Here is a 23,030-nt window from a genome sequence, read left to right on the forward strand (position 1 = left end):
GTGGCCTCGGATACGGTGCTCTTCAACCAGGTAGAGCAGCAGATCGGGAGGCAAGGGTGGGGTCGGCGCAGTACCGCGGTGAATTGCAGCGCAAGCGGAAGCAGCGCGTAGATGCCGAGAAGAAGGCCGGCGACTACCGGAGCAAGGAGTCGAAGAAGCGCAGTGAGGCCGATCGGGCGCGGCGCGAGGCGGCGAGTACGAAGAGCGAAGCGACGAGAAAGTCGAAGCTGAACCGCGCCGCCCAGCGAGACAAGGAAGCAGCCACTGCAGGTGCCGAGGCGAATCGGTGGCAGACCAAGGCCGCGGGGTATGCGAAGCAGGAAGCTAACCTCCAGACCAAACTGGCCAAAGCTGAGCGGTCCGAGGCTGACGCGGCCGAACGAAAGCGCCAAAGAGAGCAGGCTGCTGCGGATCGCCGTGCCGCGACTGAGAGGGCGCAGACTAATGCCCAGCTGATCCGCACCGAGCGCGCTCTCGGTGAAGCTCTCCGAGAGCTGCGCGCCCCGAAACCGGAGAAACTGCGCGTGCTGCTATTAGGCGCATCCTCGGAGGGTGATCTGCGAGTCGGGCGAGAGCAGAAGCGCATCCGGGCCGCCGTCGAGTCTGCCCTGCACCGCGATCTGATCGAACTCGACGTGCGCCCCGCCGCAACCGCCGCCGATCTGCTGGACGGCATCACGAAGTTCCGGCCGCACATCCTGCACTTCTCAGGGCACAGCAACGAAGACCTGATCATCTTCGAGTACGAGAACGACAACCCCCATCGGGGGCACCCGGTAACCGCGCGCGCTTTCTCCCGTGCGATCGCTGCGACCGATGAGCCGCCGTTGCTAGTGCTGCTCAACGCCTGCAGGTCTGCCGCGCAGATCGACCAGCTCGTTGCCGATGTGGTGCCGTTCGCGATCGGCATGGCGGACAGCATCGCCGACGGCGACGCGATCAACTACGCAACCCAGTTCTATGCCTCGATCGCGAACGGCCAGTCCGTCTCCTCAGCACACCTCGCCGGGCAAGTCGCCTTGGAGATGGCCGGACTCGACGGTGCGGAACTTCCTACGCTCGCCTCAGCAGAAGACGTGGACCCCACGTCCACAGTCCTGGTCAAGCCGACCGAATGACCCGTCAAATGCGGCGGGCCGACGGAAGCACGGCCGCGGTGAACGCGGCGGCTTGCTGGCGCTCATGGCCTCACCGGACTGTCACCAGTTCCCGCAGCAGCCTCGAATCGCCGCTACGTTGTCAGTGTGAACTCGACCCATGGTGACCTCGAATTACTGACTACCCACCGCCTGGACTATTACGACGCGAATCTCGCCCGCCGAAAAGCACTCGTCGAGGAAATGAAGCCCGCCGTCGAGAAGCGGCTCCATGCCGCAGGGCTCAATCACTTCCGCGTCGAAGCACGCGTCAAGTCCCGCGCCAGCTTTGAGCAGAAGGTACGTAAGAATCCGACTCGCGAGGTCGAAGACGTCGTGGGCGTTCGCATTCTCGTATTCTTCCGATCTGATCTCGTGGTGGCGGAGGAGGTTGTCCGGAAGATGCTGATCCTCGAGCAGGGGTCTTACGTAGACAAGGCCGATCTCTTGCAGGACAGCGAGTTTGGGTATCGCAGCATTCAGTTCATCGGCCGGACCAAGAAGGGCGGCTGGGACGCGTATCCGGACCCAATGTGGCAGGTATCGGTCAACTCAGGTGACAAGGTGGAGGTCCAGATCAGGACGCTCCTTGAGCACGGCTTCGCAGAAGTTGAACACGACATCCGCTATAAGCCGGGTCCGGTCGATATAACCGCAGACGTCCACCGACGATTCGCGCTGACGGCCGCACTGCTGGAGCAGGCGGATACCAATTTGGACGACATCAGGTCGATACTCCATTCGCGCGAAGAGACCCGCACGACCTCTCGCGCTGCGGACATCAAGGGATCGGATGCCGAGCGGTTTACACGGGCAAGTCGGGCGTCGATTGACCTTGATCGCGACATCAGGATCGCGCTTGATCTGAAACACGGTCATGTGCTCAAGTCGGTGCGCGAAGTTGAGAGAGCGGCAAGTCTCGCGGGGTGGACGACATTCTGGCAGTATCAGCACGCAGTGGAAAGCTATGGTGAGCTGGGACGCCGGCTCGCCATAGCGTGCGCGGATACGTCGCGCGGGGTGGTGTTTATAGACTTCGAGCCGCAGCACGCGCCGATTGGGTATCCGGGAATCGGTCTGTACTGGACTGCTCTGGCGGTCGCACTTGGGGTGAACGACCTCGATCCGAAGAGGCCCCATGGCCAGATATCGATTCCCGACGGTCGGCTCGAGGAGTTCAGGAGCGTAGCGAGATATCTCGTGCGGAACCCAGATGTTCCGGCCCCAACCGTGCGGGACCGCTATCGTGCGCAGGCGGCGCCTGCTGGCTCGACACGGGCTGGCGACTTTCGGTCGATCGAACTGACGTAGTCACGACCTGTCTTGCGGGTTGCGCTACGTCCTGTTCTCTGGGGCTCGGCGTTCTCTGCGGGCTGTTGTCTGCGCGCCGTTCGCCGCTACAGTCACGACGTCGATCTCGTCGAGGCGGTGCGCGACCTCACCGACGGCCGCGGTGTGGACTACGCGTTCGAGGCGATCGGCCTGCCGTTCACCATCGAGGCGTGCTTCGAGGCGATCCGCCGCGGGGGCACCGCGGTCGTCGTCGGCCAGGTCGCCGACGGCGTGAAGATCTCGATCGATCCCTTCGTGATGAGCGATCAGGAGAAGAAGCTGATCGGCTGCAACGACGGGTCCACCCGCATGTCGATCGATTTCCCGAAGATCATCGACCTATACATGGAGGGCCGGATCGACCTGGACTCCATGGTCACCGATCGCATCGCGCTCGACGACGTCAACGACGCCTTCGCACGGATGCGGCAGGGCCAGGGCATCCGCAGCGTCATCGAGTACTGAGCGCAGCGGGTCTCACTCCTGGAGCTGCGCGCGAGCCTGCTCCAGCTCGTGCCGGGCGTCCTCATGCGCCCGCGCGGCGGCGGCCAGCCGCTCCTCGAGCTCGCCGAGGCCGGTGCGCGCCTCGTCACGCGCCTCGCGCACCCGCGTCAGCTCGGCCTCCAGCCGCCGCTCCTGCTCGGCCAGCTCGTCGACGCGCGCGGTGGCGGCGCGCAGTTCAGCCGCGATCCGGCCGTGCTCCCGCTCGGTGCGCGCCGCGTCCGTCTCCGCCTGATGCAACCGCCGCTCCGCCTCCTTGCGGGCGCGGCGGGCACCCACCTCGTCCTCCGGCACCTCACGGCGCTCCGGAGCCGACGGCAACGAGCCGGCCACGGCCTCGGGGAGGACGGCGGCGAGGTCGTCGGCGGGATCGAGAGGGCGCAGCAGGCGCCCGGAGGCGACGGCCGCGGCCGCGCGCACGTCGAACATCGCCGCGTTGAGGGTCTGCTCCACCGCCTCGGTCACGGCGGGGGTCAGCGTCTGCCCGCGCGCCTTCGCGAGATCCGCCGCCTGCGCGGTCAGTCCCCGGACGAGGGCACGACGCTGTCGGGTCAGGGCCGTCAGCGCGGCCGCGTCCAGATCGTCCTGCGCCTCGCGCAGAGCCTCCGCGAGGTCGAGCACCTCCTGCAGCTGCGCCGCGCGCTCCCGGGCGAACAGGTTCACCGCCCAGGCGGCGAGCACCGGCTTGCGCAGGCCCTTCACATCCTTCACCAGCTGCGGGTCGTCCAGCTCCTTCGCCTTCGCATTGCGGGCGGCGGTGAACTCGTCCGGCGGCAGAGCGAGCAGCTCGGCCGCGATGTCGTCCAGGGCATCCTTCGGGGCTTCACCCATCGCCCCATTGTGCCGCACTCGGGATGCGGAGGACGGACCGGCTGCGGGGGTACCGCCCACACGCCTCCTCTAGCGCCGCATCCACCCGTGGTCAAGGCGTTCCCTTGCTCCGCCGTGCCGCCTCTACCGTGAACGCACACGGAAGGAGCCGATCATGTCGAACCCCACCCCTCCCTACCTGCCCGTCCCCGGCCCGGACGATGACGGCCTGCCCGGCGACGGGCTGCCCGATGACGACATCGCCACACGCGAGGTCGACGGGGAGACCGTCCTCGACCCCGACGCGAACGACGATCTCATCGACAGCGCGGCCGCGGACCGTGTCGCCGCCGGCGACGAGGACACGCCGCCGGAGTCGGTGGACGACGTGCCCGCCGGCGGAGCCGGCGCCGACTCGGGCGCCGCGGATGCCGTACGAGTCGATCCCGACGACGAGGCGTCGATCCCGGACATCTCCGAGACGAACGACACCCCGGGTGTCGGCACGCGCCGGGAGGAATGACCGCCGAAGCGGGGCACCACGACCGATGGCCGGCGGGAGCCGTCGCGGTCCGAAACCAGCCGTCTCGCAGCCGATGACGGCGTGGGTGGCGTGGCGCTAGCCTGAACGCGTGCTGCGCATCGCGATCCTGGCCGTCCGGGTGTTGCTGTCCGCATGGCTCGTCCTGTGGGTGGCCGAAGGCCTCCTCGGCGTGGATCAGCGGAATTCGCTGCTGCCCTTCCGCGGTGACGATCCCACGATTCCGGCGGTGCTGATCGGCGTCGCCTGGGGTGTGCTGGGAACGTTCGGCTCGGCGTTCAGCGGCATCCGCAGGCGCCCGCCGCAGCCCGGTGACGAGGTGGCCATCGGGCGGATCGTGGAGGTGCAGCGCACCGGACTCCGCGTCAACGAGATCCCGCAGTACGACGTGTTCGTGCGCGTCTCCCCACCGCACGCGGGCGAGTTCGTCGCGCGCCTGCGCACGCTGGTGCGTCCGGAGGATCAGGCGATCCTCCGGATCGGGCGCAGCATCCCGGTCTCCTACGCCCCGGGCCGGCACGACGACGTCTCCCTCGCCGACACCGGCGACCCGGCCGTGCGCAAGGCGCTGCTGGACTGGCGGATCGCCAAGGGACTGATCGATCCGCGCCTGGTGCCCGCACGGACCACGGGCGTCACCGCTCCCGCCGACGTCGTGGCCGTGCGTCCCACGGGCCGGCGCCGGGAGGGGCAGAGCGAGCTGGCGCTCACGGTCCTGGTCAGCCCGGAGGGGCAGACCGCCTGGCAGGCGGAGACCACGGTGTTCGTCTATCCGGAGGCCGTCGGGCAGCTGCAGGTCGGCTCCCCCGTGTGGGCGATGTACCGGCCCGAGGACCCGCGCCGTGTGGCGGTCACGCTCCACAAGGAGGAGGCGGCCTGACATGCTCGACACGATCTTCTGGCTGCTGAACTTCCCGGCAGCGAACGGCTACGCCATGGTCTTCCTCGCCGCCTTCGGCGCCACCGGCGTCGGCATGCGCGCGCTCCGCGGACCGTCGGTGACCGCCGCCGGCCGGCTGCGTGCCGTGCGCGAGCGCGAGGGGCTGCTCCCGGCGGACGCTCCGACGACGACCTCCTCCGCCGCGGCACACCTGCAGCGGGTGGCCTTCCGCGTCCTCTTCCTCGTCCTGCTCGGCGGGGGCCTCATCGGGTTGCTGTCGCTTGTCGGCGTGCCGGTCACGCGCGCGTACATCCACGCCAACGGCGTCGAGGCGCAGGGCACGGTCGACGGGAACTGGGTGCGCTTCACGACCGCGGACGGCACCGCCTACACGCTGCCCAACGACGTCTTCACGCCGTCGGTCCACCCCGACCGGCACGCCTCGGTCGGCGCCGGCGGGACCGTCACGGTGCGGTATCTGCCGGGGCATCCGCAGGCGTACGTGATCGACAGCGGCTCCGTCGCCGAGTGAGCGGCGACGCCTGACGGGGTGCTGTCAGGACGGATGCCGTGAGGACGCGCGCCGGGCCGGCACGCGCCGGGCGTCAGACTCCCGGCTGGGACAGCTCGATCGGGATGACCGGGCAGTCCTTCCACAGCCGCTCGAGGCCGTAGTACACGCGCTCCTCGGCGTGGAACACGTGCACGATGAGATCGCCGAAGTCCAGGAGCACCCAGCGCGCCTCGGCGCGTCCCTCGCGGCGGACGCGCTTGTGGCCCGCCTCGATGAGCTTGTCCTCGACCTCGTCGGCGATCGCGGCGACGTTGCGCTCGCTCGTGCCGGTGACGAGCAGGAAGATGTCGACGAGCGGGAGCGGCTCCGACACGTTGAGCGCGACGAGATCCTCACCGCCCTTGGACGCGGCGGCGTCGGCCGCGATCTGGAGCATGTGGGCGGCGGATTCAGGTGATTGCATCAGAAGACGTTCGTGGTGAAGGCGACGATCAGGGCGGCGGCCAGCGCGAGCGCGAGGCCGCCGGCGACGATCGCCAGGGTGAGCATGAGCTTGTTGCCGGTCTCCGGGGCCGGCGGCCGGATGACCTCGCCGGCGGGTCGGGAGGTGCTGACGGCCGAGCTGGCGGCGATCGGCGTGGGCGAGGAGGTCGGCGGCAGCTCGCCGTCGATGAGCACCGCGTCGACGTCCTTGCCGTCGGCGACGCCGTCGGCGTGTCCCTGCGAGCCGAGGCCGTTCGGCAGCTCGTAGGTGCCGGTGATGAGGACCTCGCCGGTCGCGGCGATCGGACCGGACAGCGACGCCTCGGTCGGCGCCTGGGTGAAGATCAGCGCGTTCGGCGCGGAGTGCTGGGACCCGGCCGAGTCGCTGTCGATGAGCTCGTCGAACGCGCCGGGCACCTCCGAGCTCTTCGCCTCGATCAGGCCCTGGCCGAACCGGGGGTTCACGGTCGCCCGCGGCTGCTGTGCGTTCTCGGAGGGCTCGGCCGCCCCGGCCAGGGGCACGGCGTCGATCGGAGCGGGGGCGGCGTCGACGGGTGCGGGAGTGTCGGACGGCGCCGTGTCCTCCGTGCCGGCGGCACCCGCCTCAGCGGGAGCGCCGGAGACCGGCACGTCCTCGACCGGCACGACCTCAGCCGGTCGTTCGTCGACGGGGGCGAGGGCGGATGCCGGGGTCGGCACCTCCTCGACGAGAACCTCGGGCTGTGCGGAGTCAGGCGCGGGCGTCTGCGCGGAAGCCTGCTCCGCAGCATCTGCGGCTCCGGCATCCGCGGGTTCCGCATCCTCGGGCCTCGCGTTCGCGGGCTGCGACGCCTCCTCCGCGGGCCGGGCATCCGGAGCCGGCGCGTCGATCGTGGCGACGACCGGGAAGGAGGCCGTGCGGATGCGCTCCTGGGCGCGCGCCTGCTTGCGCGTCAGCGGGGTCGCGCGGAGGTCGACGTCCTTCTCCTCGGGCGCGGGAGCGACCGGTGCGGGCTCGGCCGGCCGCGGCAGCACGGGGGTCGGCGGCGGGGGCGCGGCCCCCTCCTGCTCCGTGACGACCGGCGTCGAACCGGTCAGGCGGAGCTCACGCAGCTGCTTGCGCGTCAGCGGCGTCCTTCCGTTCTGATCCGATGTGCTCATGCCTTGCTCCGATACAGATGATGCTTCGCGATGTACTGGACGACCCCGTCGGGAACCAGATACCACACGGGTTCCCCGTCACGCACGCGTTCGCGGCAGTCGGTCGACGAGATCGCGAGGGCCGGGACCTCGAGCTGGCTGACGTCGTCGGTGGGCAGTCCCTCCGTGCTCAGCACGTGTCCCGGTCGGGAGACGGCGACGAAGTGGGCCAGGTCCCATAACTCATCATGGTCCCTCCAACTGAGAATCTGCGCCACGGCATCCGCACCCGTGATGAAGAAGAACTCGGCGTCCGGCCGCTCACGCCGCAGGTCGCGCAGCGTGTCGATGGTGTACGTGGGCCCTTCACGGTCGATGTCCACGCGGCTGACCGTGAAATCGGGGTTGGATGCCGTGGCGATCACCGTCATCAGGTAGCGGTGCTCGCTGGGGGTCACGTGCTCCTTGTGCCACGGCTGCCCGGTCGGCACGAAGATGACCTCGTCGAGGTCGAAGGAGTGCGCCACCTCGCTCGCCGCCACCAGGTGCCCATGATGGATGGGGTCGAACGTGCCACCCATCACGCCGATGCGCGGAGCCCGAGTGGTCGAGGAGAGCATACGGTCCTAGTGGCCGTGTCCCGATCCGTGACCGTCCTTGCCGTGCTTCTCCGCCCATGCCTCGGCCTTGGCCGAGTGCCGGTTCGCGACGTTCTTGTAGGACAGCGTCACGAGCGCGAGCAGCAGGAACACCACCGCGGCGATGATCCCGTAGATCACCGTGTCGGCCGCCACGTTGCCGTGGTGCTCCGTCTCTGCGGCTGCCATCGCAATCTGCGCGACGAGGTTCATCCTGTCTCCGTTCCTGACCGGCGGGAAAACGCCTCTCCAGTCTAGTCCTCAGCCGCGCGTCTGCCCGGAACCGCGCGCCAGCCACTTGGTGCTGGTCAGCTCGGCGAGCCCCATCGGCCCGCGGGTGTGCAGCTTCTGCGTGGAGATGCCCACCTCGGCGCCGAAGCCGAACTCCCCGCCGTCGGTGAAGCGGGTGGACGCGTTCGCCATCACCACGGCCGAGTCGACCTCGGCGAGGAAGCGCTCGGCGTTGCGCGCGTCGGTCGTGATGATCGACTCGGTGTGGCCGGTGCTGTAGCGGCGGATGTGCTCCAGGGCGTCGTCGAGCGTGTCCACGACCTTCATCGCGATGTCGAGGCTGAGGTACTCCGCCGCCCAGTCCTCCTCGGTCGCGGGCACCACGTTGCTGACCAGGCCCGCGACCATGTCGTCGCCGTGGATCGTGACGCCCTCGCTCTGCAGCGCGCTGGCCACGACCGGCACCAGCTGAGGTGCCGCCTGTCGCAGCACCAGCACGGTCTCCACGGCGTTGCACACGCTCGGGCGCTGCACCTTGGCGTTCACGACGATGTCGCGCGCCCAGTCGATCGGCGCGGACTCGTCGAGCACGATGTGCACCACACCGGCGCCGGTCTCGATCACCGGCACGGTGGATTCCGTCACGACCGTCTCGATCAGGGCGGCGCTGCCGCGGGGCACGAGCACGTCCACGAACCCGCGACCGTGCATGAGCGCCTTGGCACCGTCGCGGCCGAAGTCGTCGACCGTCTGGATGGCCTCGGGAGTGACGCCGGCGGATGCCAGGGCGGCGCGCATGACCTCGACCAGCACGGTGTTGGAGCGCAGGGCCGCACTGCCGCCCCGCAGCACGACCGCGTTGCCGGCGCGCAGCGCGAGCGCGGCGATGTCGACGGTCACGTTCGGGCGCGCCTCGTAGATGGCGCCGACCACGCCGAAGGGCACCCGCACCTGTTCCAGGGCGACGCCGTTCGGCATCCGGTGCCCGCCGACGACCTGGCCGATCGGGTCCGGCAGCGCGGCCACGTCGCGGACCGCGGACGCGAGAGCCGCCACGCGCTTCTCGTCGAGCCGCAGCCGGTCGATCAGGGCGTCGCCGATGCCGTCCCGGCGTCCGCGTTCGACGTCCTCCTCGTTCGCCGCGATGATGCGCGCGGCCTCCGTCTCGATCCCGGCCGCGATGGCCTCGAGGGCCGCTGCCTTCTCCCCGCTGGTGAGACGGGCGACCAGCCGGGAAGCGTCCTTCGCCTTGACGAGGCGGTCCTGGGCGGTGTCGGTCGCGACGGCGTCGGGGACGGTGGTGGTCATCCGCTCAGTCTAGCCACGCCGCTCGCGGTGAAGCCGCGGGATGACGCGGCTCAGGCGGTCGTCGCCGGCTCGAACCAGGTGCCGATGCGGGCGCCGTCCAGGGCCTGGCCGACGAGGTCGGCGCTGGTGACGAGGACGCCGATGCCGGATGCCGCCGCCATGCGCGCGGCGGACACCTTGGTCGCCGCGCCGCCGGTGCCCACGCTGTTCACGACGGTGGCCCCGAACTCGAGACCGGACAGGTCGGCGTCCGCGGCGATCACGTCGATCGGCTCCGCGCGCGGGTCGGTCGGCGGCTTGGTGTACAGCGATTCGATGTCGCTGAGCAGCACCAGGGCATCCGCCTGCACCAGCTGCGCGACGAGAGCGGCGAGCCGGTCGTTGTCTCCGAAGCGGATCTCCTGGGTGGCGACCGTGTCGTTCTCGTTCACGATCGGCAGGATGCGCAGCCCGAGCAGGCGCTCCATGGCGCGGCGCGCGTTGCTGCGGGAGGTGGGATGCTCCAGGTCGCCGGTGGTGAGCAGCACCTGGCCGGCGACGATCCCGAACGGACGCAGCGCCTCCTGATACCGGTACACCAGGACGTTCTGACCCACCGCGGCCGCGGCCTGCTGGGTCGCCAGGTCGGTGGGCCGGGACTCGAGACGCAGAAACGGGAGGCCTGTGGCGATCGCGCCGGAGGACACCAGCACGATCTCGGCGCCCCGCGCGTGCGCCTTGGCCAGTGCTTCGACGAGGATCGGGATCCGCCACGCGGCCTCGCCGCTGATGGACGAGGAGCCCACCTTCACGACGACGCGCTGGACGGTGGCCAGCTCCTCCCGGGACCGCGCGCTCACTCGTCGCCCTCGCGGCTCGCGCGGCGCTGCTCCTCCAGCTCCGCTCGGGCGGCGGCCTTGGCATCCATCCGCTCGTGGTACCGCTCGCGACGCTCGCTGGTGGTGCGGCGCGTGCTGCGGTCGAAGCGGGGGTCGGTGCCGCGCGGAGCGGTCATCAGCTCCGCCGCCGACGAGATGGACGGCTCCCAGTCGAACACGATGCCGTCGCCCTCGCCGATCACCACGGTGGACCCGGGGGTCGCGCCGGCGCGGAACAGCGCGTCCTCGACGCCCAGGCGCTCCAGCCGGTCGGCGAGGTACCCGACGGCCTCCTCGTTCTGGAAGTCCGTCTGCTGCACCCAGCGCACCGGCTTCTCGCCGAGCACGCGGTACACGTTGCCGTAGGTCCCACCCTCGACACGGATGCTGAACTCGGCCTCCGAACCCTTGGGACGGATGACGATGCGCTCCTTCGGCGCCTCGACCGCGACCTCGGAGCGGTGCTGCTCGACGAGCTCGGCAAGGGCGAAGGTGAGCGGGCGCAGCCCCTCGTGCGAGACCGTGGAGATCTCGAACACGCGGAAGCCGCGCGCCTCCAGGTCCGGACGGACGAGCTCGGCGAGGTCGCGGGCCTCCGGCACGTCGACCTTGTTCAGGGCGACCAGCTGCGGGCGCTCCAGCAGCGGCTTCTGCCCCTCGGGGACCTCGTAGGCGGCCAGCTCGGCGAGGATCACCTCCAGGTCGGAGATCGGGTCGCGGCCCGGGTCGAGGGTGGCGCAGTCGAGCACATGAAGCAGCGCCGAGCACCGCTCGACGTGACGCAGGAAGTCCAGGCCGAGCCCGCGGCCCTCGCTGGCGCCCTCGATCAGTCCGGGCACGTCGGCGACGGTGTAGCGCACGTCACCGGCCTCCACGACGCCGAGGTTGGGGTGCAGGGTGGTGAACGGGTAGTCGGCGATCTTGGGCCGTGCGGCGGAGATCGCCGCGATCAGGCTGGACTTGCCCGCGGACGGGTAGCCGACCAGGGCGACGTCGGCCACGGTCTTCAGTTCGAGGACGACGTCGCCCTCGAAGCCGGGGGTGCCGAGCAGCGCGAACCCGGGCGCCTTGCGCTTCGGCGAGGCGAGCGCGGCGTTGCCGAGCCCGCCGCGTCCGCCGGGTGCCACGACGAAGCGCTCGCCCGGCACGACCATGTCGTGCAGCACCTCGCCGTCGACGGTCTTCACGACGGTGCCGACCGGCACGGGCAGCTCGAGGTCCTCCCCCGCCGCGCCGGAGCGCATGTCGCCCATGCCGAAGCCGCCGTTGCCGGCGGAGCGGTGCGGCGAGTGGTGGTACGACAGCAGCGTCGTCACCTGCGGATCGGCGACGAGGATGATGTCGCCGCCGTCGCCGCCGTTGCCGCCGTCCGGTCCGGCGAGAGGCTTGAACTTCTCGCGGCGCACCGAGACGCAGCCGTTGCCGCCCTTGCCTGCGCGCAGGTGGAGCGTCACCGTGTCGACGAACGAGACCATTCGTGGCATCCCTTGGTTGCGGAGTGTGTGGATGCGCATGCGCCCGAGAGGAGGGCGGATACGCGGACGGGGCGAGCCGAAGCCCGCCCCGTCCGGATGCTGCAGTTCTTACTGAGCGGCAGCGACGATGTTGACGACCTTGCGGCCGCCCTTCGTGCCGAACTCGACGGCGCCCGACGCGAGCGCGAAGAGCGTGTCGTCGCCACCACGGCCGACGTTCACGCCGGGGTGGAAGTGCGTGCCGCGCTGACGGACGAGGATCTCGCCGGCGTTGACGGTCTGGCCGCCGAAGCGCTTCACGCCGAGTCGCTGTGCGTTGGAGTCACGACCGTTGCGGGTCGAGCTCGCACCCTTCTTGTGTGCCATTGTTCAGCCTCTTCCGTGCTTACTTGATGCCGGTGATCTTGACGCGCGTGAGCTCCTGGCGGTGGCCCTGACGCTTCTTGTAGCCGGTCTTGTTCTTGTACTTCTGGATGACGATCTTCGGGCCGCGGAGGTCACCGATAACCTCGGCGGTGACCTTGACCTTCGCCAGCTTCTCGGCGTCGGTGGTCACCGTGGCGCCGTCGACGAGCAGCACTGCGGGCAGCTCGATCTTCTCGCCCTGAGCAGCCTGAACACGGTCGAGCTGAACGATCGTGCCGACCTCGACCTTCTCCTGCCGGCCACCGGCGCGCACTACTGCGTAAACCACTTCATACCTGTTTCGTTGGGGAGCACGGGGCTCCGGGAATCTCACGGGAAGACTGTTTGCTTGCGTTCGTCGCGCGGGCGACGGGTGCGGATGCAAGGCTTGTCCTCGCCGTCCGCCGGGGACGACAGGGTTCGCGCACCAAAGGACAACTTTACCGGATGCCGCCCGATGCCGCAAAGCGACACGGCCCCGGCCTCCTCGCCCCGGTCGGTGAGCGAGCGAAGCGAGACGAAACGCACCGCCTCCCCTGAGCATCCGTCCTAGGATCGCGACATGACCGTTCTCGTCGACGATCCCCTCTGGCCGGCGCACGGCCGCCTCTGGGCGCATCTCATCAGCGACGAGAGCCTCGACGAGCTGCACGCCTTCGCCGCGGCGCAGGACGTGCCCGCGCGGGCCTTCGACCGCGACCACTACGACGTCCCCGCGGACATGCTGCCGCGACTCCTCGCCGCCGGCGCGGAGCACGTCGGCGGCAAGGAGCTCGTCAGGAGGCTGATCGCGTCAGGGCTGCGGGTCCCCGCCCGCGACCGGCGCTGAAGGCTCCGGGCGGACGACGACGGGAGTGCCGGCGAGGGCGGCGGTGGTCACCCGGCGGCGGTTGCGCCCCTGACCGGGGGCCTTCGGCTCGGGGAGCGCGTCGAGCACGGTCTCCAGGAGCGCCTCGGCCTCGGTGCGCGGCGGCTTGCGGTCCGCGGACCGCTTCTTGCGCGCCTTCTTCGGACGCTCGGCGGCGGGAGCGGCCGGCTCGGCCGTCTCACGCGGCGCCTCCTCGGAGACGCTGAGCGTCGAGGCGGCGATCTGCGCGAGCGCGGTCTTCGCCCCCTCCGGGATGCCGTGCGTGCCGACGCTCGGGGCGGCGGGAGCCGGCGCGGACGGGGCGCTGCCGCGGGAGCGACGGCCCTGGCCGCCGTTGGCGGAGGCGCTGCGGTGCTTCACGACGGGGTCGTGGTGGACGATGATGCCGCGGCCGGCGCACACGTCGCACGGCTCGCTGAAGGTCTCCAGCAGCCCGAGCCCGAGCTTCTTGCGGGTCATCTGCACGAGGCCGAGCGAGGTGACCTCCGCCACCTGGTGCTTCGTGCGGTCGCGGCTCAGGCACTCGATCAGGCGGCGCAGCACCAGGTCGCGGTTGGACTCGAGCACCATGTCGATGAAGTCGACGACGATGATGCCGCCGATGTCGCGCAGGCGCAGCTGCCGCACGATCTCCTCGGCCGCCTCCAGGTTGTTCTTGGTGACGGTCTCCTCGAGGTTGCCGCCGGAGCCGACGAACTTGCCGGTGTTCACGTCGACGACCGTCATCGCCTCGGTGCGGTCGATCACCAGCGAGCCGCCGGAGGGCAGCCACACCTTGCGGTCCAGCGCCTTCTCGATCTGCTCGGTGATGCGGTACGCGTCGAACGGGTCGATCTCGTCCTCGTACGACTCCACGCGCTCCAGCAGGTCGGGGGCGACGCTCTCCAGGTAGGCGCGGATCGTGCGCTGCGCGTCCTCGCCCTGGATGAGCATCTTCGTGAAGTCCTCGTTGAACACGTCGCGGACGATCTTCACGAGCAGATCCGGCTCGGCGTGCAGCAGCGCCGGGGCCTGCTGGGTCTCCACCTGCTTCTGGATGTGCTCCCACTGCGCGGTGAGGCGCTGCACGTCGCGGGTGAGCTGCTCCTCGGTGGCGCCCTCGGCGGCGGTGCGCACGATCACGCCGGCGGACTCGGGCAGCACCTCCTTCAGGATGCGCTTCAGCCGGGCGCGCTCGTTGTCGGGAAGCTTGCGCGAGATGCCGTTCATCGACCCGCCGGGCACGTACACCAGGTAGCGGCCGGGCAGCGAGATCTGGCTGGTCAGGCGGGCGCCCTTGTGGCCGACCGGGTCCTTCGTGACCTGGACCAGCACGCGGTCGCCAGGCTTGAGCGCGAGCTCGATGCGCCGCGGCTGGTTGCCGGTCTCCACGCCGTCCCAGTCCACCTCGCCGGAGTACAGCACGGCGTTGCGGCCGCGGCCGATGTCGACGAACGCGGCCTCCATGCTGGGCAGCACGTTCTGGACGCGGCCGAGGTACACGTTGCCGATCAGCGACGCGTCCTGGTTGCGGGCGACGTAGTGCTCGACGAGCACGTTGTCCTCGAGGACGCCGATCTGGGTGCGGCCGTTCTTGGAGCGCACCACCATCATCCGGTCGACCGACTCGCGGCGGGCGAGGAACTCGGCCTCGGTCACGACGGGGCGCCGGCGTCCGGCGTCGCGGCCATCGCGGCGGCGCTGCTTCTTCGCCTCCAGGCGGGTCGAGCCCTTGATCGCCTTCGGCTCGGTGATGAACTCGACGGTGCGCTGGCGCTGACGAGGCTCGTCGCGCTGGTCGTCGGCGTCGGACCCGCCGCGGCGACGGCGTCCCCGGCGGCCGGAGCCGCCCTGGTCCTCGGGCTCCTCGTCGCGGCGCGAGCGGGCCGGCAGCGGCACGATCTCGGGTGCGTAGAAGTGCAGCTGCGTCGACACCTTCGACACGAACACCTCGGGCAGCAGGCCCAGGCTGACCGCGGTCACCGGCTCCGGCTGGGCGGGCTCCGGCTCGGGCGCGGAAGCCGACGCTTCGACAGGCTCAGCGTCCGCAGGAGGCTCAGCGTCCGCAGGAGGCTCAGCGTCCGCAGGAGGCTCGGCGTCCGCGACGGGGTCGGCGTCCGTGACGGGGTCGACGGGCGCGAGGATCTCCTCGGCTACCGGCTGCTCCGGCGTCGCGTCGTGGGTGCGGGTGTTGTTGTCATCGTTCTCGTCGGCCATCTCTGGCTTGCTCCCTGCGCGGGCACTGGGTGCTCCGCGAAAACTCGTGCGGCATCGGATGCCGCGAACTCAATCGGCGTGCGGCCGGCTCAGCAGATCGGCTCAGGCCGCCCTGTCGGACCGCGTGGGGCGTCTACCCCGAAGTCTCATCGATGCGTGTCGCAACAGGTCACGACGTCATCTCCCCTCATTATCGCACCTCGGAGCCTCCGCCGCGGCATCCGTGCGCGCCGCGCCGCTCGCGTCTCACGCCGATCGCATAGCAACCGTTGGGATAATCGCGCCATGACCGCCCCGCGCACTCGGCACCTCGGCTACGGAATCTGGCTCATCGTGGCGAGCCTGATCGGATGGTGGGCGGCGTTCCAGCTCACGCTGGAGAAGTTCTTCCTGCTGGAGAACCCGGGCGAGCAGACCAGCTGCTACGTGAGCGTGCTGCTGCAGTGCGACAAGAACCTCGGCTCGTGGCAGGGCGAGGTCTTCGGCTTCCCGAACCCGATCATCGGTCTCACCGGCTGGATGGCCGTGCTCGTGATGGGCGTCGCGGTGATCGCGGGCGCCCGCTTCCCGCGCTGGTTCTGGGCGCTGTTCGGCCTCGGCATCGCCGGCGCCTTCGCGTTCGTGTGCTGGCTGATCGCGCAGAGCATCTACGTGCTCGCGGTGCTGTGCCCGTGGTGCATGGCGACCTGGGCGGTGACCATCCCGACCTTCCTCGCCACCGCGGTGCACCTGGTGCGCAACGGCACCCTGGGCGGGTCGGCGGCGGCCAGGGCGCGGGCCGGGAGGCTGATGGCGTGGGTGCCGCTGGCGACGATCCTCGCCTACGCGCTCGTGATCGCGCTGGCGCAGCTGGCGGGGCTCGACGTGCTGGGCGAGGTCGCCGGGATGGTGTTCTGACCCGCACGGACGACGAAGGGCGCCCACGAGGGGCGCCCTTCTCGTTTCAGGGGTCGGCTCAGCCGAACCAGATCTGCAGCTCGCGGGCGGCGGATTCGGGGCTGTCCGAGCCGTGCACCAGGTTCTGCTGCACCTTCAGGCCCCAGTCCCGGCCGAAGTCGCCGCGGATGGTGCCGGGCGCCGCGACGGTCGGGTCGGTGGCGCCGGCGAGCGAGCGGAAGCCCTCGATCACGCGGTTGCCGGCGAGGCGGATCGCGACCGACGGGCCCGACATCATGAACTCGATGAGCGGCTCGTAGAACGGCTTGCCCTCGTGCTCGGCGTAGTGCGCGGCGAGCAGTTCGCGGTCGGGCTCGACGAGACGGATGTCGACGAGCGCGTACCCCTTCGCCTCGATGCGGGCGAGGATCGCGCCGGTCAGGCCGCGGGCGACGCCGTCGGGCTTGACGAGGACGAGGGTTTCTTCAGTGGCCATGTCATTCGCTCTCTGTGTGAGTGTCTGCCGGCGGCCCGGCCGGACCTCGCCGGTCCAGGCGGGCCCCCACGATCGTCGCATACGCCCACATTCCGCCGAAAATCAGGGCGACGAGGGCGATGGCGGGCACGACCACGGCGGCGAGCAGCACGACGACCTGCAGCGCCCAGCCGACCGCGATGGCGCCGGGCCGGGCGATCGCCCCGGCCGTGGCGATCATCGCGACCGCGACGGCGAGACCGCCGACGACGCCCCACCAGTCCGGGATGCCGTCCGGCAGCGCCCGCAGCCCGAACACGGTGAGCCCGGCGAGGAAGACGATGATCGACTCGAAGCCGAGCACGATCGCGCCGAGCTTCTGGACGAGGGTGCGCGGCGCGCGGACGCGCGGACCGCTCACGCCCGCCACCCCGACTTCCAGTCCTCCTCCTCCGCGAGGCCGATCGCCTCGCCCGCCAGCACGACGGACCCGGCGATCACCACGGCGCGGCGGTCGGATGCGGCCGCCCACTCCCGGGCGGCATCCGCGGCTTCGGCGAGGGTCGGATGCACGCTGGCGCGGCGTCCTCGCTCCTCGACGAGGTCGGCGATGGCATCCGCGTCGCTGGCGCGCTCGGAGTCGGGGGCGGTGGCGAACACCTCCGTGACCGCCGGCAGCAGCCGGTCGACGATGCCCTCGGCATCCTTGTCGGCGAGCACGCCGAGCACGAGACCCCACTCGTCGAAGTCGAAGCTGTCGCCGAGCGCCTGCGCCAGCGCGGCGGCGCCGTGCGGGTTGTGCGCCGCGTCGACCAGCACGGTCGGCGCGATGCCGACGAGCTGGAGGCGTCCGGGCGAGGTGGCGTTCTGCAGCCCCTCGGCGAGGATGTCGCCGGCGATGTGCTGCGAGGCCGCGCCGATCAGCGACTCCACGGCGGCGACGGCGAGGGCGGCGTTGTGCCCCTGGTGCGCGCCGTACTGCGGCAGGTACTCCTCGACGTACTCGCCCGCGAGCCCGCGGATCGTGAGCAGCTGCCCGCCCACGGCGAGGCGCTGATCCACGAGGCCGAAGTCGTCGCCGGCGAAGGCGATGGTCGCGCCCCGCTCGGCCGCCACCCGGCGCAGCACCTCGGCCGCCTCCGGCGGCTGCTGCGCCGAGACCACGGCCGCGCCGTCCTTGATGATGCCGGCCTTCACCTCGGCGATCTTCGCGATCGTGTCGCCGAGGCGGTCGGCGTGATCGAGATCGATCGGGGTGAACACCGCCACGTCGCCGTCGGCGGTGTTCGTGGAGTCCCACGAGCCGCCCATGCCGACCTCCAGCACCAGCACGTCCACCGGTGCGTCGGATGCCGCGACGAAGGCGAGCACCGTGAGCAGCTCGAAGAAGGTCAGCGGCGCGTCGCCGGTCGCCTCGAGTTCGGCGTCCACGATGTCGACGAACGGCTCGATCTCGTCCCAGGCGTCGGCGATCGCGGCATCCGCGATGGGCTCGCCGTCGATCATGATCCGCTCGGTGAACCGCTTCAGGTGCGGGCTGGTGAACAGCCCGGTGCGCAGGCCGTGCGCCCGCAGCAGGCTCTCGATCATCCGCGCCGTCGAGGTCTTCCCGTTCGTGCCGGTGATGTGCACGACGCGGTAGGTGCGCTGCGGGTCGTCCAGCAGGGTCAGGATGCGGGCGACCCGCTCCTTCCGCGGCTGCACCCAGCGCTCCCCCGCCCTGGCCAGCAGGGCCTCGTACACGGCATCCGCTCGCTGCACGTCGCTCACAGTGCCGCGCTCCGCTCGCTCAGCGCCTCGGGCGCGCCGGCGCCGAGCCGCGTCACGGCGACGGCGAAGGCGCCGCGGTTGGCGTAGGTGCCCTTGGCGATCTCGGCCACGTGCTCGGCATCCGCGAGCGCCTCGCCGGCGCGCAGGACCCGGTGCTCGAGGGCGAGGGTCTCCCCCGCGACGTCGGCGATGTCGAACGCCGAGGCCACGGCATCCGCATCCGCGTCGTCCTCGAAGCGCAGCTCGAGGCGGATGCGGTCGCTGACGTCGAAACCGGCGTTCTTGCGGGTGTCCTGCACCGCGCGGATCACGTCGCGCGCGAGCCCCTCGGCCTCCAGCTCCGGGGTCGTGGCGGTGTCGAGCAGCACGAAGCCGCCGGACGGGACCAGTGCGAGGGCCTCGCCCTCCGGCCGGCCGGTGGTCTCCAGCACCAGCTCGTACTCCGAGGGCTCGAGCACGACGCCGTCCGCGGTGACCACGCCGTTCTCCTCGGTCCAGAAGCCCTCCTTGGCGGCGCGGATCACCCGCTGCACCTCCTTGCCCAGGCGCGGGCCGGCGGCGCGGGCGTTCACGCTCAGCCGGTGGCTGATGCCGTACTCGGCGGCGGCGGTGTCGGTGAGCGGCACGAGCTCGACGGACTTGACGTTGAGCTCCTCGCGCAGGATGTCCTCGAACCGGGCGAGCTCGGCGGCGAGCGGAGACACCACCGTGAGCCGGGCCAGCGGCAGGCGCACCCGCAGCTTCTCCTTCTTGCGCAGCGCGTTGCCGACGCTGGAGAGCTCGCGGACCGCGTCCATCGCGTCGCGGACGTCGTCCGCCGCGGGGAAGGCGGAGGCGTCCGGCCAGTCGGTCAGGTGCACGCTGCGGCCGCCGGTGAGCCCCTGCCAGACCCGCTCGCTGATCAGCGGCACCAGCGGTGCGGCGACGCGGGTCAGGGTCTCCAGCACCGTGTACAGGGTGTCGAACGCCTGGCGGCTCTCCGGGTCCTCGGTCACGCCCGCCCAGAACCGGTCGCGCGAACGGCGGATGTACCAGTTCGTGAGCACCTCGGCGAAGTCGCGCAGGCGCGCGGCCGCGGTCGTGGAGTCGAGCCCCTCGAGGTCCTCGCGCACCTCGCGGATGAGGTCGCCGGTGCGGGCGAGGATGTAGCGGTCGAGGACGTCGGCGGAGTCGGTGCGCCACTGCGCCTCGTAGCCGCCGGCTGCGGCACCGGTGGCGGCATTCGCGTAGGTGGCGAAGAAGTACCACGAGTTCCACAGCGGCAGGATGAACTCCCGCACGCCGGCGCGGATGCCCTCCTCGGTCACCGACAGGTTGCCGCCGCGGAGCACCGAGCTGGACATCAGGAACCAGCGCATCGCGTCGGAGCCGTCCCGGTCGAAGACCTCGGACACGTCCGGGTAGTTCCGCAGCGACTTCGACATCTTGTACCCGTCGCTGCCGAGGACGATGCCGTGGCAGCTGACGCCGGTGAACGCCGGGCGATCGAACAGCGCGGTGGAGAGCACGTGCATGACGTAGAACCAGCCGCGGGTCTGCCCGATGTACTCCACGATGAAGTCCGCCGGGGCGTGCGTGTCGAACCACTCCTGGTTCTCGAACGGGTAGTGCACCTGGGCGTACGGCATGGAGCCGGAGTCGAACCAGACGTCGAAGACGTCCTCGATGCGGCGCATGGTGCTCTTGCCGGTCGGGTCGTCCGGGTTCGGCCGGGTCAGCGCGTCGATGTACGGCCGGTGCAGGTCGATCTCGCCCTCGGGGTTGCGCGGCAGCGCGCCGAAGTCGCGCTCGAGCTCCTCGAGGGAGCCGTACACGTCCACGCGCGGGTGCTCGGGGTCGTCGCTCTTCCACACCGGGATCGGCGAACCCCAGTAGCGGTTGCGGCTGATCGACCAGTCGCGGGCGCCTTCCAGCCACTTGCCGAACTGGCCGTGCTTGACGTTCTCCGGCACCCAGGTGATCTGCTCGTTGTTCGCCAGCAGCCGGTCTTTGATGTCGGTGACGCGGATGAACCAGCTGGAGACCGCCTTGTAGATGAGGGGGTTCCGGCAGCGCCAGCAGTGCGGGTACGAGTGCTCGTAGCTCTGCAGGCGCAGCAGCCGCCCGGCGCTGCGGATCAGGCGGACCAGCGGCGTGTTCGCGTCCATCCAGAGTTCGCCCGCGACGTCGGTCACCTGCGGCAGGAAGCGCCCGCCGTCGTCGAGGGAGATGATCGTGGGGATGCCGGCGGCGCCGGTCACCCGCTGGTCGTCCTCACCGTAGGCCGGAGCCTGGTGCACGACGCCGGTGCCGTCGCCGGTGGTGACGTAGTCGTCGACGAGGATCCGCCAGGCGTTCTCGGTGCCCCACGTCTCGGTGTCGGTGTAGTAGTCGAACAGCGGCTCGTAGGCGACCCCGTCGAGGTCAGCGCCGCGGTGCACGGTCTCGACCGCGGCGAGCGCGTCCTCGGCGCTCTCGTAGCCGAGGTCCTTCGCGTAGCCGCCCAGGAGCTCCCGGGCGAGGAGGTAGCGGGCGGCGGGAGCTGAGCCCGTCGAAGCGGTCGAAGCGGATGCTGAGCCCGTCGAAGCGTCCGCTGAGCCTGTCGAAGCGGTTGCTGAGCCGGTCGAAGCGCCCGCAGCATCCGACGCGCCGTTCGGGCCCGCGGGCACGACGACGTACTCGATCTCGGGCCCCACGGCGAGCGCGAGGTTCGTCGGCAGGGTCCACGGCGTCGTCGTCCACGCCAGCGCCCGGACGCCGTCGAGGCCGAGGGCCTGCGCGCGCTCGCCGGTGAGCGGGAACGCGACGGTGACGGACGGGTCCTGACGCATCTGGTACACGTCGTCGTCCATCCGCAGCTCGTGCGCGGAGAGCGGAGTCTCGTCGCGCCAGCAGTACGGCAGCACGCGGTAGCCCTCGTAGGCGAGGCCCTTGTCGTACAGGGTCTTGAACGCCCAGAGCACGCTCTCCATGTATCCGAGGTCGAGGGTCTTGTACCCGCGTTCGAAGTCGACCCAGCGGGCCTGGCGGGTGACGTAGTCCTCCCACTCGCGGGTGTAGGCGAGCACCGAGCCGCGCGCCTTCGCGTTGAAGACGTCGATGCCCATCTCCTCGATCTCGCTCTTCTCGGTGATGCCGAGCTGCTTCATCGCCTCGAGCTCCGCGGGCAGGCCGTGCGTGTCCCACCCGAACACGCGGTCGACCTTCTTGCCGAGCATGGTCTGGAAGCGCGGGAACACGTCCTTCGCGTACCCGGTGAGGAGGTGGCCGTAGTGCGGCAGGCCGTTGGCGAACGGCGGGCCGTCGTAGAACACCCACTCCTCGGCGCCCTCGCGCTGCGCGATGGACGCCCGGAAGGTGTCGTCGGCCTTCCAGTACTCGAGCACCTCGCGCTCGATCTCCGGGAACCGCGGGCTCGGGCTGACGGATGCCGTGGCGGCCTGGCCGAACGACGCGCCGGGGGCGCTGACGGGGATGCGGGGGTAGGTCATCGGTCTCTCGCAGTGATCGGTGGTGACGGCGGATGCTGCTGCGAGGACGACCCTTGCGGACCGCGGTACCACCCCGCGTGCGTCACCGGACGGCGACGCCACTCTCACTGCGGCTGTGACGGGCCTGACCCGCTCGGTTCTACTTGCCTCGACCTGCTGCGCGTGCGCTGAACCTGTCGAGACGTTCTTCCGAGAGCTCCCCGGTGATGGCCGGATCGATGCCGATGCGCTCCATTGTACGCGGGCCGCCGGGCGGGCGGGGCGTTGCCGCGGAGGGAGGCTATGCGGCGCGGTGCAGCCCCTGGGCCACGGCGCGCATGATCAGGTCCTGCACCACGTGCCATTCGAACATCACCTGCCGATACGAGACCCGGATCACGTGGTAGCCGAGCAGCATCAGCTCGGCGTCGTGACGGATGTCCTCGCTGCGCTGCGCGCCGACGTGATGCTTCCCGTCGATCTGCAGCACGAGGCGGTCGCCGATCAGCGCATCGACCCGGTGCCCGTGGATCCAGATCTGCACCCGGATCGGCAGCCGCAGCCAGGCCAGCCGGCGACGCAGATACGTCTCGAGACCGGCATCCGCGAACGGCGAGGCTTCCGCGAGCACCCGGCGGGCCGCGGGCCGCAGCGGCAGCCGCTCCAGCACTCCGCGCTCGACGAGGCCGAGGTTGAGCGCGGACTCCCACGTCGCGAGCGCCTGCTCGAACGGCTCGCACTCGGCGATGTAGGCGAGGACGTTCTCGATCGGGTCGACGAGGGCGTCCGGATGCCGCGGCACCACCGGCTCACCCCAGTGCACCTTCGCCCGCACGCCGACCCTGCCGGTCCGGTTCGGCGGCACCGCCACATGCGGCTCACCTCCGGCATCGTGCAGCCACAGGCCGAGCATCCGGGCCCGGGTGCGGCACGTGAGCACCACGCCGAACCGGGCGGCGGACAGCAGCATCCGGCGCGCGGCGGGGACGGCGACCCAGCCCCGCCGCGGGCGGATGAGCAGCCCGGCGCGGACGGCGGTCTCCAGGGCGCGTCTGCCGAAACCCTGCTCGATGAGGCGGGCGGTGCGGATCACCTCGCCGTGCTCGGACACGAAGCGGACGATGTCGGAAACGGACGGCGTCATCCCGCCATCGTGATCGTGCCGC

Annotated in this window: 24 protein-coding genes; 8 read left to right on the plus strand and 16 right to left on the minus strand. The window is 70.6% G+C overall.

Going from position 1 to position 23,030, the window contains the following annotated elements; all coding sequences use genetic code 11:
- Positions 1–56: 56 nt before the first annotated feature.
- From JRG78_RS07375 to JRG78_RS07385, 3 genes are all read left to right on the plus strand, one after another.
- Entirely contained in the window at positions 57–1,118 is a 1,062-nt protein-coding gene (locus JRG78_RS07375) for a hypothetical protein (protein ID WP_259606082.1), read from the plus strand.
- A 126-nt stretch (positions 1,119–1,244) separates the two neighbouring features.
- Entirely contained in the window at positions 1,245–2,447 is a 1,203-nt protein-coding gene (locus tag JRG78_RS07380) for a GTP pyrophosphokinase (RefSeq protein ID WP_259606083.1), read from the plus strand.
- A gap of 12 nt (positions 2,448–2,459) precedes the next feature.
- The gene (locus tag JRG78_RS07385) at positions 2,460–2,933 is read left to right on the plus strand and encodes a zinc-binding dehydrogenase (protein ID WP_259606084.1); all 474 of its coding nucleotides are present in this window, start codon (positions 2,460–2,462) and stop codon (positions 2,931–2,933) included.
- Between the two features lie 12 nt (positions 2,934–2,945).
- Here the strand turns inward: JRG78_RS07385 and JRG78_RS07390 are convergent, their stop codons facing one another.
- On the minus strand, positions 2,946–3,800 hold the full coding sequence (locus tag JRG78_RS07390; protein WP_259606085.1) for a transposase: 855 nt from the start codon (positions 3,798–3,800) through the stop codon (positions 2,946–2,948).
- Between the two features lie 154 nt (positions 3,801–3,954).
- Here JRG78_RS07390 and JRG78_RS07395 point away from each other — a divergent pair, with 154 nt between their 5' ends.
- The 3 genes from JRG78_RS07395 (at position 3,955) to JRG78_RS07405 (ending at position 5,732) form a co-directional block, all read left to right on the plus strand.
- Entirely contained in the window at positions 3,955–4,302 is a 348-nt protein-coding gene (locus JRG78_RS07395) for a hypothetical protein (protein WP_259606086.1), read from the plus strand.
- Positions 4,303–4,411: 109 nt separating this feature from the next.
- On the plus strand, positions 4,412–5,200 hold the full coding sequence (locus JRG78_RS07400; RefSeq protein ID WP_259606087.1) for a hypothetical protein: 789 nt from the start codon (positions 4,412–4,414) through the stop codon (positions 5,198–5,200).
- Position 5,201: 1 nt separating this feature from the next.
- Complete coding sequence (locus tag JRG78_RS07405; protein WP_259606088.1) at positions 5,202–5,732, plus strand: hypothetical protein; 531 nt, start codon at positions 5,202–5,204, stop codon at positions 5,730–5,732.
- A gap of 73 nt (positions 5,733–5,805) precedes the next feature.
- On the opposite strand, the gene rsfS is transcribed toward JRG78_RS07405, so the two are convergent.
- The 9 genes from rsfS to rplU all read right to left on the minus strand — a co-directional run bounded on the left by rsfS (position 5,806) and on the right by rplU (position 12,519).
- Positions 5,806–6,177 (minus strand): ribosome silencing factor, encoded by a 372-nt coding sequence (gene rsfS, locus JRG78_RS07410; RefSeq protein WP_259606089.1) that lies wholly within the window; start codon positions 6,175–6,177, stop codon positions 5,806–5,808.
- Entirely contained in the window at positions 6,177–7,337 is a 1,161-nt protein-coding gene (locus JRG78_RS07415; RefSeq protein ID WP_259606090.1) for a hypothetical protein, read from the minus strand. Before JRG78_RS07415 ends, rsfS begins: the two co-directional genes overlap by 1 nt.
- Complete coding sequence (gene nadD / locus JRG78_RS07420) at positions 7,334–7,936, minus strand: nicotinate-nucleotide adenylyltransferase (RefSeq protein WP_259606091.1); 603 nt, start codon at positions 7,934–7,936, stop codon at positions 7,334–7,336. Before nadD ends, JRG78_RS07415 begins: the two co-directional genes overlap by 4 nt.
- 6 nt (positions 7,937–7,942) lie before the next feature.
- A complete protein-coding gene (locus JRG78_RS07425; RefSeq protein ID WP_259606092.1) occupies positions 7,943–8,167 on the minus strand; it encodes a hypothetical protein in 225 nt (74 codons plus the stop codon).
- A 48-nt stretch (positions 8,168–8,215) separates the two neighbouring features.
- Entirely contained in the window at positions 8,216–9,493 is a 1,278-nt protein-coding gene (locus JRG78_RS07430; protein WP_259606093.1) for a glutamate-5-semialdehyde dehydrogenase, read from the minus strand.
- A 50-nt stretch (positions 9,494–9,543) separates the two neighbouring features.
- Complete coding sequence (gene proB / locus JRG78_RS07435; RefSeq protein ID WP_259606094.1) at positions 9,544–10,332, minus strand: glutamate 5-kinase; 789 nt, start codon at positions 10,330–10,332, stop codon at positions 9,544–9,546.
- The gene (obgE, locus tag JRG78_RS07440) at positions 10,329–11,825 is read right to left on the minus strand and encodes a GTPase ObgE (protein WP_259606095.1); all 1,497 of its coding nucleotides are present in this window, start codon (positions 11,823–11,825) and stop codon (positions 10,329–10,331) included. The genes proB and obgE overlap by 4 nt, the downstream gene beginning before the upstream one ends.
- A gap of 108 nt (positions 11,826–11,933) precedes the next feature.
- The gene (gene rpmA, locus JRG78_RS07445) at positions 11,934–12,191 is read right to left on the minus strand and encodes a 50S ribosomal protein L27 (RefSeq protein ID WP_259606096.1); all 258 of its coding nucleotides are present in this window, start codon (positions 12,189–12,191) and stop codon (positions 11,934–11,936) included.
- 19 nt (positions 12,192–12,210) lie between these two features.
- The gene (rplU, locus tag JRG78_RS07450; RefSeq protein ID WP_259606097.1) at positions 12,211–12,519 is read right to left on the minus strand and encodes a 50S ribosomal protein L21; all 309 of its coding nucleotides are present in this window, start codon (positions 12,517–12,519) and stop codon (positions 12,211–12,213) included.
- 273 nt (positions 12,520–12,792) lie between these two features.
- Here rplU and JRG78_RS07455 point away from each other — a divergent pair, with 273 nt between their 5' ends.
- Entirely contained in the window at positions 12,793–13,059 is a 267-nt protein-coding gene (locus JRG78_RS07455; RefSeq protein ID WP_259606098.1) for a DUF4031 domain-containing protein, read from the plus strand.
- Here JRG78_RS07455 and JRG78_RS07460 read toward each other — a convergent pair.
- Entirely contained in the window at positions 13,024–15,294 is a 2,271-nt protein-coding gene (locus tag JRG78_RS07460) for an Rne/Rng family ribonuclease (protein ID WP_259606099.1), read from the minus strand. The genes JRG78_RS07455 and JRG78_RS07460 overlap by 36 nt on opposite strands.
- Before the next feature lie 285 nt (positions 15,295–15,579).
- On the opposite strand from JRG78_RS07460, the gene JRG78_RS07465 reads away from it, so the two are divergent.
- Positions 15,580–16,191 (plus strand): vitamin K epoxide reductase family protein, encoded by a 612-nt coding sequence (locus tag JRG78_RS07465; protein ID WP_259606100.1) that lies wholly within the window; start codon positions 15,580–15,582, stop codon positions 16,189–16,191.
- A 58-nt stretch (positions 16,192–16,249) separates the two neighbouring features.
- Here the strand turns inward: JRG78_RS07465 and ndk are convergent, their stop codons facing one another.
- The 5 genes from ndk to JRG78_RS07490 form a co-directional block, all read right to left on the minus strand.
- Positions 16,250–16,666, minus strand: coding sequence for a nucleoside-diphosphate kinase (ndk, locus tag JRG78_RS07470; RefSeq protein WP_259606101.1), 417 nt, complete (start codon positions 16,664–16,666; stop codon positions 16,250–16,252).
- Position 16,667: 1 nt separating this feature from the next.
- Entirely contained in the window at positions 16,668–17,066 is a 399-nt protein-coding gene (locus JRG78_RS07475) for a DUF4233 domain-containing protein (protein ID WP_259606102.1), read from the minus strand.
- Positions 17,063–18,415, minus strand: coding sequence for a bifunctional folylpolyglutamate synthase/dihydrofolate synthase (locus tag JRG78_RS07480; RefSeq protein WP_259606103.1), 1,353 nt, complete (start codon positions 18,413–18,415; stop codon positions 17,063–17,065). The genes JRG78_RS07475 and JRG78_RS07480 overlap by 4 nt, the downstream gene beginning before the upstream one ends.
- Positions 18,412–21,885, minus strand: a complete 3,474-nt coding sequence (locus tag JRG78_RS07485; RefSeq protein ID WP_259606104.1) for an isoleucine--tRNA ligase — start codon at positions 21,883–21,885, stop codon at positions 18,412–18,414. Before JRG78_RS07485 ends, JRG78_RS07480 begins: the two co-directional genes overlap by 4 nt.
- Positions 21,886–22,165: 280 nt before the next feature.
- Positions 22,166–23,008, minus strand: coding sequence for a type IV toxin-antitoxin system AbiEi family antitoxin domain-containing protein (locus JRG78_RS07490; protein WP_259606105.1), 843 nt, complete (start codon positions 23,006–23,008; stop codon positions 22,166–22,168).
- Positions 23,009–23,030: the final 22 nt, after the last annotated feature.

It is taken from the genome of Microbacterium sp. EF45047 (assembly GCF_028472845.1).
In the GTDB taxonomy this organism is placed as follows: Bacteria; Actinomycetota; Actinomycetes; order Actinomycetales; family Microbacteriaceae; genus Microbacterium; species Microbacterium neungamense.